Annotated in this window: 14 protein-coding genes and 1 rRNA gene; 2 read left to right on the plus strand and 13 right to left on the minus strand. The window is 51.1% G+C overall.

Annotated elements, in window-relative coordinates; all coding sequences use genetic code 11:
• Positions 1–40: 40 nt before the first annotated feature.
• The 8 genes from BM322_RS03180 to motA form a co-directional block, all read right to left on the minus strand.
• Positions 41–1663, minus strand: a complete 1623-nt coding sequence (locus BM322_RS03180; RefSeq protein ID WP_075428410.1) for an NAD(P)/FAD-dependent oxidoreductase — start codon at positions 1661–1663, stop codon at positions 41–43.
• Between the two features lie 25 nt (positions 1664–1688).
• The gene (locus BM322_RS03185) at positions 1689–2630 is read right to left on the minus strand and encodes a YbbR-like domain-containing protein (RefSeq protein ID WP_075428411.1); all 942 of its coding nucleotides are present in this window, start codon (positions 2628–2630) and stop codon (positions 1689–1691) included.
• On the minus strand, positions 2627–3466 hold the full coding sequence (gene cdaA / locus BM322_RS03190; protein WP_075428412.1) for a diadenylate cyclase CdaA: 840 nt from the start codon (positions 3464–3466) through the stop codon (positions 2627–2629). The genes BM322_RS03185 and cdaA overlap by 4 nt, the downstream gene beginning before the upstream one ends.
• Positions 3467–3638: 172 nt before the next feature.
• The gene (locus tag BM322_RS03195; protein WP_407047822.1) at positions 3639–4667 is read right to left on the minus strand and encodes a branched-chain amino acid aminotransferase; all 1029 of its coding nucleotides are present in this window, start codon (positions 4665–4667) and stop codon (positions 3639–3641) included.
• A gap of 130 nt (positions 4668–4797) precedes the next feature.
• Entirely contained in the window at positions 4798–6357 is a 1560-nt protein-coding gene (locus BM322_RS03200; protein ID WP_075428414.1) for a bifunctional ADP-dependent NAD(P)H-hydrate dehydratase/NAD(P)H-hydrate epimerase, read from the minus strand.
• Complete coding sequence (gene acpS, locus BM322_RS03205) at positions 6354–6731, minus strand: holo-ACP synthase (RefSeq protein ID WP_075428415.1); 378 nt, start codon at positions 6729–6731, stop codon at positions 6354–6356. The genes BM322_RS03200 and acpS overlap by 4 nt, the downstream gene beginning before the upstream one ends.
• 64 nt (positions 6732–6795) lie before the next feature.
• Complete coding sequence (locus tag BM322_RS03210; RefSeq protein ID WP_075428416.1) at positions 6796–7665, minus strand: flagellar motor protein MotB; 870 nt, start codon at positions 7663–7665, stop codon at positions 6796–6798.
• A 4-nt stretch (positions 7666–7669) separates the two neighbouring features.
• Positions 7670–8479: a flagellar motor stator protein MotA gene (gene motA, locus BM322_RS03215; protein ID WP_075428417.1), complete on the minus strand. Its 810-nt coding sequence runs from the start codon at positions 8477–8479 to the stop codon at positions 7670–7672.
• Between the two features lie 207 nt (positions 8480–8686).
• On the opposite strand from motA, the gene BM322_RS03220 reads away from it, so the two are divergent.
• The gene (locus BM322_RS03220; RefSeq protein ID WP_075428418.1) at positions 8687–9574 is read left to right on the plus strand and encodes a LysR family transcriptional regulator; all 888 of its coding nucleotides are present in this window, start codon (positions 8687–8689) and stop codon (positions 9572–9574) included.
• 49 nt (positions 9575–9623) lie between these two features.
• On the opposite strand, the gene larA is transcribed toward BM322_RS03220, so the two are convergent.
• Entirely contained in the window at positions 9624–10895 is a 1272-nt protein-coding gene (larA, locus tag BM322_RS03225) for a nickel-dependent lactate racemase (protein WP_075428419.1), read from the minus strand.
• 86 nt (positions 10896–10981) lie between these two features.
• A complete protein-coding gene (locus tag BM322_RS03230; RefSeq protein WP_075428420.1) occupies positions 10982–12322 on the minus strand; it encodes an anaerobic C4-dicarboxylate transporter in 1341 nt (446 codons plus the stop codon).
• Between the two features lie 480 nt (positions 12323–12802).
• On the opposite strand from BM322_RS03230, the gene BM322_RS03235 reads away from it, so the two are divergent.
• Complete coding sequence (locus tag BM322_RS03235; protein ID WP_075428421.1) at positions 12803–14038, plus strand: LL-diaminopimelate aminotransferase; 1236 nt, start codon at positions 12803–12805, stop codon at positions 14036–14038.
• Between the two features lie 63 nt (positions 14039–14101).
• Here the strand turns inward: BM322_RS03235 and BM322_RS03240 are convergent, their stop codons facing one another.
• The 3 genes from BM322_RS03240 to rrf all read right to left on the minus strand — a co-directional run bounded on the left by BM322_RS03240 (position 14102) and on the right by rrf (position 16189).
• Positions 14102–14413: a hypothetical protein gene (locus BM322_RS03240; RefSeq protein WP_075428422.1), complete on the minus strand. Its 312-nt coding sequence runs from the start codon at positions 14411–14413 to the stop codon at positions 14102–14104.
• Between the two features lie 31 nt (positions 14414–14444).
• A complete protein-coding gene (locus BM322_RS03245; protein WP_075428423.1) occupies positions 14445–15980 on the minus strand; it encodes a hypothetical protein in 1536 nt (511 codons plus the stop codon).
• 92 nt (positions 15981–16072) lie between these two features.
• Positions 16073–16189 (minus strand): 5S ribosomal RNA (gene rrf, locus BM322_RS03250).
• Between the last annotated feature and the right edge of the window lie 217 nt (positions 16190–16406).

A 16406-nucleotide genomic window follows, 5' to 3' on the forward strand; every position in this document is an offset into this window, starting at 1 on the left:
AATATCCTCCTATTTCTCAATAAGAAATCTTTATTTAGTATCAACTCTTAATAGTATGCACATTTTTGTCTAAAAATGCAAGTGCCGCTTTCATTCCATCCACCGCAGCGCTCATGATGCCGCCCGCATAGCCAGCGCCTTCCCCCATCGGATAGAGGCCCGGCGTGGCCTCAGCCACAAAGCTCTCACGATTGCGGCGGATGCGACAGGGCGCAGAAGAACGCGCCTCAAGGCCCGTCATGACTGCACCTTTATCGGCAAAGCCCGGAATCTTGCGGTCAAACCAAGGCAAAGCACCTTCGAGCGTCCGGGCCATATAATCCGGCAGCAAATCATGCAGGTCGACAACCTTGACGCCCGGCGCATATGTCGGCGTCGTCAGGAACTGCGTCGAGCCCGCCGTGCCACCAAGGAAATCGCCGACGGTCTGCACTGGCGCATGATAATTGCGTCCCCCCAGGTCAAAGGCCAGCGCCTCGAGCTTATCCTGCAGGGCCATGCCCGCAAGTACCTCCTGCCCGAAGTCCTCAGGGCCAACTTGCACGAGCAGTGCACTGTTGGCAATGCCCGAGTCGCGCTTGTAATTGCTCATGCCATTCGTGCAGACATGTCCCTCGGCCGACGTCGCGGCGACGACCTGGCCGCCTGGGCACATGCAGAACGAATAGGCGCCGCGGCCCGTCACAGGGTCTTTATACGTCAGCGCGTAGTCTGCGACTGGCAGGCGCGGATGACCGGCATCTTCGCCATACTGCGCCCTGTCGATGAATTCCTGCGGATGCTCGATGCGCACGCCCATCGCAAACGGCTTGGCCTCCATGCGGACGCCTTTCCCAAGCAGCATCTGATACGTGTCGCGGGCCGAGTGGCCAATCCCAAGGAATACGGCCGATGCCATCAGCCGCTCCTCGCCATTCACGATCAAAGCCTCGATGGCCCCAGCTGCCGTAAGCTCCATATCCGTGACCTGCGCGCCAAACCGTACCGTGCCGCCGAGCCGGATGATTTCCTGCCGGATGTTCTTGACGATACCACGCAAAAGATCCGTACCGATATGCGGTTTATGCAGGTAGCGGATTTCCTCCGGGGCACCTGCCTTGATGAACGCCTCAATGACATCCTGCATATGGACATCGCTGATGCGCGTCGTGAGTTTTCCATCGGAAAACGTACCGGCACCGCCCTCGCCGAACTGTACATTCGACTGCACATTGAGCGCGCCGCCCTGCCAAAACCGCTCGATATCTGTCTGCCGCGTATCGACATCGTTGCCGCGCTCCAATACGATTGGCTGCCAGCCAGCCTTGGCAAGCGTCAGCGCTGCAAACATGCCCGCAGGGCCAAAGCCGACTACAATCGGCCGCTGCTCCTTGCCCGAGTACACGCGCAAGGATGATGCTGCCTCTGCCTGCGGCTTTACGACCTCGACGTTCTTATCGCGTTTTAGGCGCGCCATTACCTTCTTTTCGGGTTCTGACACCGTCACGTCAAGCACGTAGACAAACTGTACCGGTGCGCCACGATAGCGGCGCGCATCAACAGCCTTACGCACAATTACCACCGCAAGCACGGCCTGCGGTGGTAATTTCAAGCGTCTGGCTGCAAGTTCTTCCAAACTGGTCTCATCGGTAAACGGGACCTGAAAGTTTCTTATGCGAATCACTTGTAACCTTCACTCCTATGATATTCTACTTTTCTTCTTTCGCTTTGACAACGATGTGGACAGTCGCATCCTGGTTGGTAACCGTCACCCCATCGGGCAGGATCAGCTTGACCGTGCGGTCCGTATTCTTCGTTATCTCATCCAATGAAATCGGCTCCGTCGACAATGCCGTCACAGGGCCAGTCTTTGACTCATCCCCAGCAATCTCGATCTTGACCGGCTCCACCTTGACACTTACCAGTTCCAGTTCGCTATTCAGACTGCCCGTCAGTGCCGGCTTGACCGTAACGATCTTCGTCCGCAAGCCACGGGCCATCTGAACCGTAACATACATCGTCGTCGGGCTGACCGTTACGCCCTGGACTTCCCGCCCATCCGCATTGATTGGCGTCAGCGGTACTTGCAAGCTGAAATCCTTATCGTTGTTGCCATTGAGACCGATATAGCCGATTACGCGGTCAACTTCATTGACAGCAGACTCAGGCCCCGTGACAATTACCTTGGCACTTGCCTGATTGACTTTGGCCACCGTCACCCCAGGTGCTGGCACGCCATTGACATTGATGGTCGCCCTTACCTCACGATCGATGATACGGTCAAGGGTCACATCGATGGTGCCCGGATTCTCGTCGGCCACCTCAAAGCCCTGCGGTGTATCCACATGGACCTTATAGGAATGCTTGCCATTCTCTGCATCTTTGAGGTCTACGTAAGCCTTGAAGTCCTCAGCTGCACTGTTCACGAATAGCGACCGGGCACCCCGTACCTTGATCTTGACTGTCATCGAACTCTGAGAGATCTTATAGCCATCCGGTACATTCTTGAGCTGGATCTGCACCGTATAGCTGCCCTCGATGGCGGGATTCTGGTCATTCATGACATAGCCCCAAAGCACGACAGCTACCACTAACGCTATGATTTTCGCAGCTAAATTATGCTGTATCATATGGCGAAACGTTGAAATCATTTCTTCTTCCTCCAATTTCGCACCATGTCCCGGATACTCTCCTGCGGTGACGCAAAGGCCGGCATCAGCACAGCCCGCAGCGTATCCATATCGAGATGACGCATGATATGTCCGTTCTCGGCCACCGAAATCGTACCGGTCTCCTCACTGACGACCACCACCAGAGCATCGCACTGCTCAGAAAGACCGATGGCCGCACGATGGCGAGTGCCAAGCTCCGTCGAAAGTGAGCGGTTCTCAGTCAGCGGCAGGAGGCAGCCTGCAGCGATCAAGCGATTGCCGCGAATCACGGCAGCACCATCATGCAGCGGTGTATTGACGATAAAGACGTTGAGCAGGAAATCGGCCGAAATCAGGCCATCGATGCGAATCCCCGTCGCACTGATATCATTAAGGCCCATATCGCGCTCAATGACCAGCAGGGCACCTGTTTTCGTCGCCGCCAACTGCTTGACGGCCTTGGTGAGCTCATGAACCACGGAGCGGGCCTGCTCATCATTCAAAAGGGTTGATGCTCCCAGGAAAGATCCCTGCCCCAAATGCTCCAACGCCCGCCGCAGCTCTGGCTGGAACACGATTGGCAGCGCCACAAATAAGAGCGTCACGGTCTTCTGCAGCAACCACGAGATGACATGCAGCTCAAACCAACTGCAGATCAGTGTGACCACCAGCAGCACCAGCACACCCTTGACCAATGTGATGGCCCGTGTATCTTTCAGCATCACATAAATCTTATAAAGTATCACTGCCACAATCAGGATATCAATGATGTCGAACCAGCCGATGGTCGACAAGATTCCATGAAATTGTATTGGCACTGTTATATCAAACGGCATAAACAAAACTCCCTAAAAACTACCTTGACTCCCTATTATAAAAACTATTCGTGTTACTTGTAAAGAAATCCTTGTTACCGCTAAAAAATTTTAGTGCCAAAGTCTCAAAACTATCTGAAAAACAAAAAGACCTGCCATAAAACAGCAGGTCTTCTTTGTCAAAAACAACGATTTATTTGATTTCGCGAATCCACCCTTCCGGTGCCTCAATCGTACCCATCTGGATGCCACGGAGTTCATTGTAGAGCTTGGTAAGTACCGGGCCCATCTCATCCATGCCACTGGGGAAACAGATTTCCTCGCCGTGGTTGACAACTTTGCCTACCGGACAGATGACAGCAGCCGTACCACAGAGGCCAGCCTCAGCAAAGTCCTTGAGCTCCGTGAACTTGACCGGACGATGCTCAACTGTGTAACCAAGTTTCTCAGCCAACGTGACCAGCGAGCGGCGCGTGATTGACGGCAGGATAGAATCGGATTTCGGCGTGACGATCTTGTTGTCCTTCGTGACGAACAAGAAATTAGCGCCGCCCGTCTCTTCTACATAGGTGCGGGTTGCCGCATCGAGATACATATTCTCATCATAGCCGTTCTCATGGGCCAGGATGTATGGATGAAGGCTCATGGCATAGTTAAGGCCAGCTTTGATGTTGCCCGTACCGTGCGGGGCTGCACGGTCAAAGTCGCTGACACAGATCGTGATCGGCTTGATACCATTCTTGAAGTAGGAACCAACCGGCGTACCAAACAGGCGGAACTGATACTCATCAGCTGGTTTGACACCGATGACCGGGCCCGTTGCAAAAATATACGGACGCAGGTAAAGCGCACCGCCCGTCTCATATGGCGGGATCCAATCCTCGTTGGCCTTGACGACCTGATCGACAGCTTCGAGGAACATCTCCTCAGGAACCGGCGGCATTACCAGGCGTTTTGCCGAATCCACCATGCGTTTAGCGTTCATGTCCGGACGGAAGGTTACTACCTTGCCATCTTTCGTCTTATACGCCTTAAGACCTTCAAATACCTCCTGGCAATACTGCAGGATGCCAGCGCACTCATTAATAACGACATTGGCGTCTTCCGTAAGCTCGCCCTTGCCCCATTTGCCATCTTTGTAGTTTGCTACATAACGTTTCGTAATCGGCTGATAGCTGAATCCGAGATTCGTCCAGTCAACATTTACCTTTGCCATGTTCATGCCCCTTTTCTTTATCAAAGTAACTATATTCTAGTCCTAGGCTATACAGATGTCAATATGTAAAGTGTCGTTTTATCCATTTCCTGCATCATTTTTTTATTTACGTATTTCTTGTGCGCACATTCGTTTATCATTTAAGCTGTATTTCCCGCAATTTCATCCGGGCCGCTGGCAAATGTTCACGGATATCCGAGGCAATCAAGGATTCGCCTTTCTGCTCAGCAGCCAGATCGCCAGCCAGGCCATGCAAGTAAACGCCGAGCAGCGGTGCCAACGCGCTTTCGGTCTGTTTCATGAGTCCGGCAATCGTCCCCGCCAGCACGTCGCCACTGCCAGCCGTTGCCATCCCTGCGTTGCCCTTAGTCGTAAAGAATGCATCGCCATCTGGATAAGCCACCAACGTGCATTCGCTCTTGACCACAAACACGCATTGATATTCTGCCGCCGCCTCGCGCACGATGGGCAGCAATGATTCCCTAAGTTCCGGCACCGTGACACCAAGCAGCCCTGCCATCTCACCAAGATGCGGCGTAAGCACCGGCACCTGGGGCAAACGGGCAAGGTCATCGGGCTGACGGCTGAACGCATAAATTGCATCAGCATCGAGCAATAGCGGCTTCTGGACCTTCGCCGCAAAGAGGCGGACAAGCTCCATTGTTTCGACTGCCCGTCCGAGCCCCGGCCCAATGAGCACCGCATCATATGATTCGGCCAGCGACAACAGCTGCGCTAAAGCCTGCTCGCCGCCTAGGATGCCCTCAGCTGTCTCGGTCAGTGGCACCGTCATGACTTCCGTAAGCTTTGTCTCCAGAATATCATGGACGCTCTGCGGCACGGCCAGCGTCACGATGCCCGCACCTGCCCGCAGTGCCGCCGATGCGGCCAGTACCGCGGCACCTGTCATGCCATGCGAGCCAGCTACCACGAGAATGCGCCCGCAGCTGCCCTTATGCGCTGCACGGCTGCGCGGCGGCAAAAGTCCTGCCGCCATCGCATCATCAAGCAGCGCCTGCTTAATTTCTTCCTGCTGCAATAATCCAACCGGAATCCCAATGTCATCCACAAACAGCTGCCCCGTCACATCTGCCCCCGGGCTGAGCAGCTGTCCGATTTTGGGCAAGCCAAGTGCCAGCGTAGCCGTCGCATGCACAGCTACACTCGGAATCCTGCCCGTATCAGCCTCCACACCGCTCGGCACATCGATTGCCAGCACCGGTTTGGCGGCTTCATTTACCTCTTCGATGAGCCGCAAGGTCTTCTTGCGCAACTCGCCTTCAAATCCCGTACCAAGTATACCGTCCACGATACCATCAGTAAATTTCAAAGCAAAATGCAATCTGTCCCAATCGCGATCACTCTCCAGCACATGCATCTCCACCCCCATTGCCATGAGTGCCTTATGCATAGCCGCCGTTGCTTGCGAAAAATGCGCCATTTCCCCCGCTAGGAACACCTTGACTTTCGCTCCCATATTCTGCAAGTGACGCGCTACTGCGAGGGCATCACCGCCATTGTTGCCGCTGCCGGCCAGCACACAGAGATTCCTGCCCGCTACACCGGCAAGTATCTTCTCCATGATTTCTGCCGTCCTATGGCCGGCATTTTCCATCAGCACGACTGTCGGCAGTCCATATTTTTCTGCCGCCATCTTATCGATATTGCGCATCTGCGCCTTGAATGCTACCTTCATGACTGTTCCTCCATCACACATTGTGCCGTCGCATAATTCTTCGTATGACTCAGCGAGATCCACACCCGATCAATCCGCCGCTCTTTCGCCAGCCCCGCAAAATGACCGGTCAACTCAACCTGCGGGCATCCTAACGCATCAGGCAGGATCTCAATATCCTGCAAAGTGCCCTCCCGCAGCCCTGTTCCAAAGGCCTTGAGCACGGCCTCCTTGCCCGCAAACCGCGCGGCATAGCTCTCAGCCTGCTGCGCGCCCCGGCTGTCACAATACTGCCGTTCAGCCGCTGTATACACCCGCTCGCAAAACCTCGGATTTGCGATTGCCTTGCGAACCCGTTCCACCTCAACGATGTCTGTTCCTATGCCCCGTATCAACTTCCTATCACCTCAACTACCATTATACAACAAACAAGCCGACTCGTAAGCCGGCTTGCCAAAATCAATATGAAGTTCCTGCAATCGAACTACCTGCAGAACCAGCGGTCGCTGGGATATTGTTCGTCGTGCCACTGGTAGGCATTCCATCAGCTCCCGTGTCAGACGCGCTGGCACTCTTTTCCTCTGGATTGAACCGATACGTACGGGCAATGAACACCTCGACACGACGGTTCTGCTGCCGCCCTGCATCAGTCTTGTTGTCCGCAATCGGGCGATATTCGCTATAGCCGATAGCGCTGAACCGTGCCGGATTCATCGAAGGATTGCTTGCCAAAAGTGCCTTCATGAAGTTCATCGCACGCGTCGAGCTGAGCTCCCAGTTAGAAGGGAACTGCGCCGTATTGATGGGAACATTATCCGTATGTCCCGATACGACCACGCGCTCCGGTACAGACCCCAACAGCCCGGCTACCACCGGAATGATTGACTGTGCCTGTCCCACCAGCTGTGCCGACCCCGAAGGGAACAGTGCCCGTTCCTTGATGCGAATCATCAGCCCTTCTTCACTGAGCTGTGTGCTGAGCTGCTCATCAAGCTGATTCTGCTCGATATATTCCTGCATTTTCTTCTGGAGTTCCTCGAGCTGCTGATTCTCAGCCAGATAGGCGTGATTACCTTTATCCTCGTCGGATGGCATCTCTGCCCGGCGGCCAACATTCGGTCCCATCTGGTTAAAGAACGAGGGGCCGCCCATATTGAACGCCGAACTGAAAGCCTGTGAGAGTTCCGCCATCTTTTTCTGGTCTGTCTGTGAAATAGCGAACAGGGCGATGAAGAGAGCCAACAAGAGCGTCATGAGGTCAGAATACGGCAGGAGCCACGGCTCACCTTCATGTTCTTCATGAGGCGCTTCATGTTTCTTTCTAGCCATCAAATCACTCCTTCTTCAAGCCTTCACGCTCAGACTGCGGAATGAATACCATCAGCTTAGCCTCAATCTGCGTCGGCGAGTCGCCGGCCTGCAGAGACAGGATGCCCTCGATAATCATGCGCTTTTCACTGACCTCTGCCTTGGACAAGAGTTTCAGCTTGTTAGCCATCGGCAGGTAAACAACATATGCGGTAAAGATACCGAGAATCGTAGCAACGAATGCTGCTGCAATAGCATGACCCAGTTTATTGACGTCGTTCAGGTTACCCAGTGCTGCGATAAGACCGATAACGGCGCCCAATACACCAAGGGTCGGCGCGTACAGACCAGCCTGCTCCAGCATAGCACGGCCCTCGGAGTGACGTTCCTGCATGACAGCCAGCTCTGCATCGAGTACATCGCCAACGAAATCAGGATCCATACCATCGATAACCATGCTCAAACCTGTGCGAAAGAACGGATCATCAATATCCTGTACCTTGCTCTCCAAAGCCAGGATACCTTCACGACGGGCAATCTGCGAAAGCTCAATGAAGAGACTCAAGAGTTCTGCCTTTTCATGAAGTGCCGGTTTGAAGAATACCATCTTGATCAGCCCAGGCAACTTTTTCAGCTGATTCATATTGAAGGCTGTAAACAAACAGGAGAAAGTACCGCAAATGATGATAAGGAATGCTGCCGGGTTATTCAGTGAGCTAATCGGTGCACCTTTTATGATCATACCTACGAATACGGAGATAAGACCACCGACCGCACCTATGACTGTTGAAATTTCCAAAATAAAAGCCCCCCTATTTCTTCCATTATCTTCCATTGATTCCTTGGAATGAAATCCCAAATCTCGCTACATCTACTACTACACACTTATATAATTCCATGCAAACGCCAAAAATCCTACTCTCCTCCTGCTAAAAAAAATATATTTTTTATGATAAATTTTCATTATCATATCATATATTTGTCAGAAATATGATATAATAAGAGGGAGATAAGACTAGTTTATACAGAAAGAAGCGATAACATGGAATTACGACAACTTGAATATTTCCAGATGGCAAGCCGCCTGCGAAATATCACCCGGGCTGCCGAACGGCTCCGTGTCTCTCAGCCAAACATTACCGTGGCCATCAAGAAACTGGAAGCTGAGCTTGGCATCCAGCTCTTTGACCGCAGCCAAAAGCAGCTGTCTCTCACCCCCGAGGGCGCTGTCTTCCTGAATCGCGTCGAACTTGCCCTGCGCAACATCCAAGATGCGGTCCTTGAAGTCAATGACTACAAACAGCTACAGAAAGGTACCATCAAGATTGGTATCCCACCGATGATGGGTGCGTACCTGTTCCCGAAGATTTTCTCGAGCTTCCAGCGCCGCTATTCCCATCTTGACATCTTCATGCACGAGGAAGGTTCGATGTCGATTCGCGAGCAACTCGAACGTGATGAACTTGACTTCGGCATCATCATCATCTCGGGCGCTTCCAACCATCTGCAGCTCCTGCCGATGTCGAAGAATCAGGTCGTCTGCTGCGTACCAGAAGACAGCCCGCTCGCGAAAAAGAAATCCCTTTCGCTGCAGGATGTTGCCGATGCCAATGTCGTCATGATGAAGGAAGGGTCCTTCCTGCGCCAGACTATCCTGACCAAGATGAAGGCCGAAAACATCACGCCAAACATCGTGCTGGAATCCAATCAGGTCATCACGCTCAAGGGCCTCGTGGCCAGCGGCGTTGGTGTTGCATTCCTCCTTGATATGGTAGTCGAAGACACACCGGGTGTCAAGGCTATCCCATTATCTGATCCGATTTTTGTCGATGTCGGACTTGCCTGGAAAAAAGATCGCTATATCTCCAAGGCTGCGCAATCCTTCATTGACTTCTGCAAGGATTTGCTCAAAAAGAAACACGAACATTAAAAAGTTGGCTGTGACAATCTCCCATTTGTCACAGCCAACTTTTTTGCTGTCATGCCAAAAGCGGAACCGTCAGGCTTCCCGTTGGCATCAAGATATATTTCGGATCATCACCTACATACTGGCTGGCCAGCTGCAGAGCCTCCGCAACCGTATCCACGGCACCGGCAAACAACATGTCCTTAGCCAGCTGTCTGTCCAGCCCCGTAACGAGGATAAAATGTGCCTTCTTCGTGAGCCTTGTGACTGCATACGCCTTATTGGCGCCAATCACGAAACGTTCCTTGAGCTTGGCCTCAATCGCATCAGCAGTCTTGAGCTCCCGGCAGGCCTCTTCGAGGACCTTGCTGCCGCTGCCCTCCTCGCATTCTGCCAGCAGGATGACAACGCCACCCTGGCGCGTAGCCAGCACTGCATTATCCATCGTCTTCTGCATCTGATAGACATTGATATCCTTCGGATAGCCGCCACAGCTGGCAATGGTGATATCGGCCTGCTGCTTGATGGGCACGCCATATACTTCATCGACAAACTTGCAAGCTTCCTGATGAGCCTTGATGTAATCACCGGCAAAGATGCGCAGGAAACGATGCTCAGCATCGAGGATCGCATTGAATAAGATGACGCTGCGCCCTTTTGCCCACAAAGCTACGCCTTCCATCTGATCCTCATAGACCGGATTGCCCTCCGTACGGCCAAGACCCGCATTGGGATCCATCATGAAACTGTGGTTCTTGCGGACAGTCTCCATCGCCGCACAACCTGGCAAGACAGCCTTACGGCCACCACCATAGCCACTGAAATAATGATGGACTATTGTTCCGGTCAATATGACATGATCACTATGGCAAATATGCTTGTTGATCAGCACTGGCGTAAACCGGCTCGTCGTGCCAAAGTATTCGAAGTCCTCGGGCACATTGCAGTCACTGTTGAACATCTTCAGACGGCTGGCAACCTCCTTGCCAACGCCCTCTTCCATTTCCTCCTGAGTCATCAGGCGGTGCGTGCCCAGCGAAAATACGATCTGCATATTCTCATCGGGCACCCCGAGCCGGTTCAGTTCATTGACCAGTACCGGCATGAAATCAAAGCTGTTGGCCACGCGCGTAGGGTCATTGCAAATGAATGTAACCGTATCCCCTGGCTTTATGACCTTATCGATAGGCGCCTGGCCGATAGGATGATATACAGCTTCCAGTACCGCCTGCGCAACATCCGTCAGCGGCTCGACCTTCGGCATCTCAATCACTTTCAATACTTTCGTTTCATCCAGCTGGAACGACTTAGTTCCATGTCCATAGTGAAATTCATATTCTTTCATCAAAGCCTGCACCTCCTAAAAGCTCCATATAGTAGAAAAAGATGACATCGCTGATGTCATCTTTTTCATTGTCTCTAGCGAATTGCTTAGTAGAGAATATGTGCCAATACATAGCCAACGCAGCAGCCCGTGAATACGCCCAGCAGACCTGGGATCATGAAGCTGTGGTTGAGGATGTATTTACCAATCTTCGTCGTACCCGAACGGTCAAAACCGATGCAGGCAAGGTCAGACGGATAAGTCGGCAGGAAGAAGTAACCATAGATTGCCGAGATGAAGGAAATGATGACAACCGGATCGGTGCCAATACCCAAAGCCATCGGGACAACGATAGATACAGCAGCTGCCTGCGAGTTAACGAGTTTCGAAGTGAAGAAGGCAATCAGTGCATATGCCCACGGATAGGTCTGTACAGCCGAACCAAGGACTTCCTTGAGGAATGCCATATGGTTGGAGAAGTACGTATCTGCCATCCAGGCAACGCCGTATACCGAGATGACTGCAACCAGACCAGAACGGAATACCTGGCTGTTGCCAACATCTTTTGCCTTGATCTTGCAAGTGAAGAGAATGATGGCACCCATGAACAGCATGATCATCTGGATGACCGTCGTCATGGAAATTGCCTTCATGACACCCTTAGCATTCGGGAAATGCGGCAGGAGCTGCGGGTTGTTGCCGAGGAACGCGATAACGATGATACCGATGAAGAAGATATACATTGCATGATAATACGAAGACGGGAGATCTTTATCGATGAGACTTTCCGTATCACCAAAAACGTACTCTTTAGCTTCCGGATCTTTGATAAGTTCCTGGAACTCCGGATCATCTTCCAGATCCTTACCGCGGGAATAGCTGTACATAGCAGCAACGATTACACCGCACAACGTAGCCGGAATCGAAACCATGAGCAGGTTCAATACCGTATACGGCAGGCCAGCAGCCGAGAAGAAACCGATGAAACCAACCAGGGCAACGGATACCGGCGATGCGCTGATACCCATCTGCGAGGAAACAGATGCTACTGCCATCGGACGCTCCGGACGGATGCCTTCTTTGATGGCAATATCATAGATGATCGGGAACATCGTGTAAACAACGTGACCCGTGCCGCAGAGAATCGTCAGCAGCCAGGTGGTGATTGGTGCATACAGCGTGATGCGTTTCGGGTTGCTGCGCAGGAATTTCTCTGCGTATTTGAGCATGACCGTAAGACCACCAGACGTCTGCAGGAAGCCCGCGCAGGTAACGACCGCCATGATGGTGAGCATTACATCAACCGGCGGTTTGCCTGGCTTATAGCCGAATACAAACGTAAAGATGATAAGACCGATGGCACTGACAACAGCCAGCCCGATGCCGCCATGACGCACACCAACAATCAAGCATGCGAGCAACACCAGAAAACCAAGAAGCATTTCCATAGTGAAAACTCCCCTTCCTAAAAAAAATAAACACAAAAACTCTTCTGTGCCCATTGCCTTACCTAATGTCTGTCAAGCTCCCATTCTTAACCCAATAGATAAGACCGACACAACATTCAGATTGATTGTATCGAATCCCCCTTGGCATATAAATTCTTCATACTTGCAATATTTCCTGCTTCCATAAAAAATATTTTATCAACTATTCAGAAAAGTGCCAACTATGATACAATCAGTCCAAACCCTTGCTTATTATACTACAAAGCATTTTCATAAGTAAATACTATTTATTATAAAAATATTTAATAATTTATGCTATTTATTTAATATTAACCGTTATTAATCATTTTCGTTTACAGATACGCAAACTCTTTCAAACCATAAAAAAATAAAAAAAAAATTTATTGAGAATGCATATTAATATGTTATAATATGCTAAAAAGTTATATTAGTAAACACATACTTCAGGAGGTTTTATTTATGGCATCTATTAACGATAACTATCTGAAATTACCAGGCAGCTATCTCTTCGCCGAAATCGGCCGCCGCGTGGCAGCATTCAAGGAAGCACATCCAGAGGCAGATATCATCCGTCTCGGTATTGGTGATGTCACCCAGCCGCTGCCCGCAGCCTGCATCGAGGCCATGCACAAGGCCGTCGACGAACTTGCCAATGCTGATACATTCCGCGGCTATGGTCCCGAACAGGGTTATTCTTTCCTGACAGATGCCATCATCGAGCATAACTATACCCAGCGCGGTATCCATATCGATTCCGATGAGATTTTCGTCAGCGATGGTTCCAAGAGCGATTGCGGCAACATCCAGGAAATCTTTGGTCTCAACAACAAAGTCGCCATCACTGACCCTGTTTATCCGGTCTACCTGGATACCAACGTCATGGCGGGCCGCACTGGGACGCTGAAGGCAGATGGCCACTTCGAGGGCGTGACTTACCTGCCCTGCGACGCCAGCAACAATTTTGCGCCGGCATTGCCTAAAGAACGCGTTGACATGATCTACCTCTGCTGCCCGAACAACCCGACGGGCACGACGCTTTCCCGCACTGAGCTCAAGAAATGGGTTGACTATGCCCGTGAAAATCAGTCTGTCATCCTCTTTGATGCCGCTTATGCTGCCTATATCACAGAAGATGATGTTCCCCGTTCCATCTATGAGATTGAAGGCGCTAAGGACGTCGCTATCGAGTTCCGCTCCTTCTCCAAGACCGCTGGTTTTACCGGCACGCGCTGCGGCTATACCATCATTCCGAAAACGGTCAAAGGCCGGGCTGCTGATGGCACGCTTGTAGAGTTCAACAAACTCTGGAACCGCCGTCACACGACGAAGTTCAACGGTACGGCCTACATCGTCCAGCGTGGTGCAGCTGCCATCTACACCCCAGATGGTCAGCAGCAGGTCAAAGAGCTCGTCGGCTACTACATGGAAAATGCCCGCATCATCCGCGAAGGTCTCGAAACAGCTGGCATCACGGCCTACGGCGGTATCAATGCACCGTATATCTGGCTCAAGACGCCTAACGATATGCCATCGTGGGACTTCTTTGACAAGCTGCTCACTGAAGTCAACATCGTCGGCACGCCGGGCGCAGGCTTTGGCCCCTGCGGTGAAGGTTACTTCCGTCTCACCGCTTTCGGCAATCGTGAAAACACCCTGCGCGCTGTGGAACGCATCAAAACGAAATTCCGCATCTGATTGCAAACATATAGAACAAAAAAAACAGGCTGTCAAACAGCCTGTTTTTTGTTTCTATAATACTTAGTGAAAAAACAGATTCATCAATAGCCACGCCACGATTCCCACGCCTGCAAGAACCAGCAGCACTGGCATAACCGCAAAGATGAAGATGCCTGCCACAGCCAATATTACGAGCACAACTGCCAATCGCGTGAGCCAGGTAGAATTGCTGAAGAACAGATCCTTCCACCCCATCGTGTGGAAGGTGATCCGTTGATACGGATCCTGCTTCGGCGTTTCTTCTTCGCCTGTATGTTCATCGATGGTCACACCATCATAGTCATTGCTCTCAGAATTCGACATAACACGAACCTGTGAATTCTTGTCGTCCATTCCGTACACCTCCAGTCAAAGGCAATACATATTATTCCCAATACAGGGAGCGGATAAAACCTTCCTCTGTCAGATAACGCGGATCAAACCGGAAGGTATCAAGCCTTATCCGCATATCATCCATGCAAGCAAATACATCGTCCGAAGACGTCCCGAGGAATTTTACGATTTCGGGGATTGCCGCCACATCTGAGCCATTAATCTCGGCAAATTTCAAGAAAACAGCCGTAACCAGCACCGATTTATCGACATTCTCATAGTCTTCCCCCAAAGCAGCAATATAATCGGCAAACAGTTTGCAGATCAGCTGCGCAGAAAATTTACTGAGGCCGAACTTCAACGAAAATCGGACCAGTGCCCGCCGGTCTTCCTCCGACAACTGCCAGATCACATCACCAACAAATTCCTGCGGCTTGACCACATGATTCGGAACAACATTGAGCTGGGCAAAATGTGCAAGGATGTTCATCGTATGACGCACAGCCGCTGCCTCACGCAGCAAGAATGCCTCCAAAGGAGCCTCTGGCTGCTGGCACTTGAAGAGCTCATACTGCTTGAATATCTCCTGCCGCATGCGTCGCTGCAGCTTGCGGCTGGCCGGAAGGATTGTCACATAATTGAGCATCATGACGCCCTTGCTATGGACGTGGCCATACAAGAGACAGCCATCAACTACACCATCCATCATGGCCGGCATAGGCAGCTCAATCGGCTCATCCGTAAGCAGATTATGGCAGGAAACAAAATCAACATCGTAATAATCAATCGAATAGATGCCAAATTTCGCCTGCATCAAATCAAGCAGAATATCGCATTCAGCAGCTGAGAGCCGCTCCTTTTCCAAGCGATAGTAGAATCGGATTGCCGTTTCATCAGTTTCGAGCATATGATAGTCAAATAAGAAGAAGTCCCAGAAACCAATCCAGAAAGACTGCATCTCCTCTTCCGGCAGCCGATGATAGGTGTCGCCATCAGGCCCCACAAACATCAGCATCGCCCGGTCCATATCGGGCCGGTAGGCAGGCTGCTGAAAGAAATCATCCATGCGATGCAGCAAGGCATCCATCATCTGATTCAGCTGCTGCATATCCTCATCAGAAACTTCTTCCTGATGTTCGAGGGAACTATAAAATTCGTCCTGCATACGGCGTGGTGGCATGACGAAATGATTCTGCACATAAAAGGATTTCTTCACATCGTCCATGAATGAACGCCAATCCTCTTTTGAGCCATTTTTCGACCAAAAGATGAGGAAATCTTCAATATGCGCAACTAACTTCATTACTGAAAGTTCATCCAGAAGACATTCCTTGTCATCCTGGGCATAGCGATAAATCACCTCATGCAGGTCATTGATGGTCAACGAGCCTAACGAATACAGGTGCAGCTGCTCCACATAGGAAACCATCAGCGAGACAATCTCCCATATCTGCTTGAGCTCCTCATCACCAGCCCCCTGCCAGGCCTTACGGCGCAGGTATTTCTCTATAACATTTTGAGGCAAGATCATATCATAGTTGAAATCGCTTTCGTAGAAATGCTCTACCAAAACATATACATTGCTCATAACTGCGAATCCCCAATTTAGTAATAGTCACAAAGTGTATTATAACATAACAAAAGAAAAAAAGACACCCGCAAACGGATGTCTTTTCACTTAACTGGCAACTCCCTATCCTCCCAGTCCGTCTCCAGACAAGTACTTTCGGCGTATATGTGCTTAACTACTGTGTTCGGTATGGGAACAGGTGGAACCACATAGCCAGCGTCACCAGATATTCTGTTGAATGAACTATGTCCACTCAAAACTATACAGAAGAAATGCGATGTGTTTGTTACGAACTATTTCAGGACTGGCTTGCTATGCTTGTTCATTTTTATAGGAACGTAAAATTCACTTCGTGAATTTTGCATAAGCGATGCGTAAATGCTTGCGCGTCGCTTTGCTCCTTCAAGCATAACGCCCTGCTTAAGTTAAGCCCTCGACTTATTA

This window comes from Selenomonas sp. GACV-9, from assembly GCA_900116485.1.
Lineage (GTDB): Bacteria > Bacillota > Negativicutes > Selenomonadales > Selenomonadaceae > Selenomonas_A > Selenomonas_A ruminantium_G.

Coding starts and splice junctions, on each gene's coding strand:
- BM322_RS03185 (WP_075428411.1), bottom strand. CDS start 2,630: ATGATTTCAACGTTTCGCCATATGATACAGCATAATTTAGCTGCGAAA.
- cdaA (WP_075428412.1), bottom strand. CDS start 3,466: ATGCCGTTTGATATAACAGTGCCAATACAATTTCATGGAATCTTGTCG.
- BM322_RS03195 (WP_407047822.1), bottom strand. CDS start 4,667: ATGAACATGGCAAAGGTAAATGTTGACTGGACGAATCTCGGATTCAGC.
- BM322_RS03200 (WP_075428414.1), bottom strand. CDS start 6,357: ATGAAGGTAGCATTCAAGGCGCAGATGCGCAATATCGATAAGATGGCG.
- BM322_RS03210 (WP_075428416.1), bottom strand. CDS start 7,665: ATGGCTAGAAAGAAACATGAAGCGCCTCATGAAGAACATGAAGGTGAG.
- motA (WP_075428417.1), bottom strand. CDS start 8,479: ATGGAAGATAATGGAAGAAATAGGGGGGCTTTTATTTTGGAAATTTCA.
- BM322_RS03220 (WP_075428418.1), top strand. CDS start 8,687: ATGGAATTACGACAACTTGAATATTTCCAGATGGCAAGCCGCCTGCGA.
- larA (WP_075428419.1), bottom strand. CDS start 10,895: ATGAAAGAATATGAATTTCACTATGGACATGGAACTAAGTCGTTCCAG.
- BM322_RS03230 (WP_075428420.1), bottom strand. CDS start 12,322: ATGGAAATGCTTCTTGGTTTTCTGGTGTTGCTCGCATGCTTGATTGTT.
- BM322_RS03235 (WP_075428421.1), top strand. CDS start 12,803: ATGGCATCTATTAACGATAACTATCTGAAATTACCAGGCAGCTATCTC.
- BM322_RS03240 (WP_075428422.1), bottom strand. CDS start 14,413: ATGGACGACAAGAATTCACAGGTTCGTGTTATGTCGAATTCTGAGAGC.
- BM322_RS03245 (WP_075428423.1), bottom strand. CDS start 15,980: ATGAGCAATGTATATGTTTTGGTAGAGCATTTCTACGAAAGCGATTTC.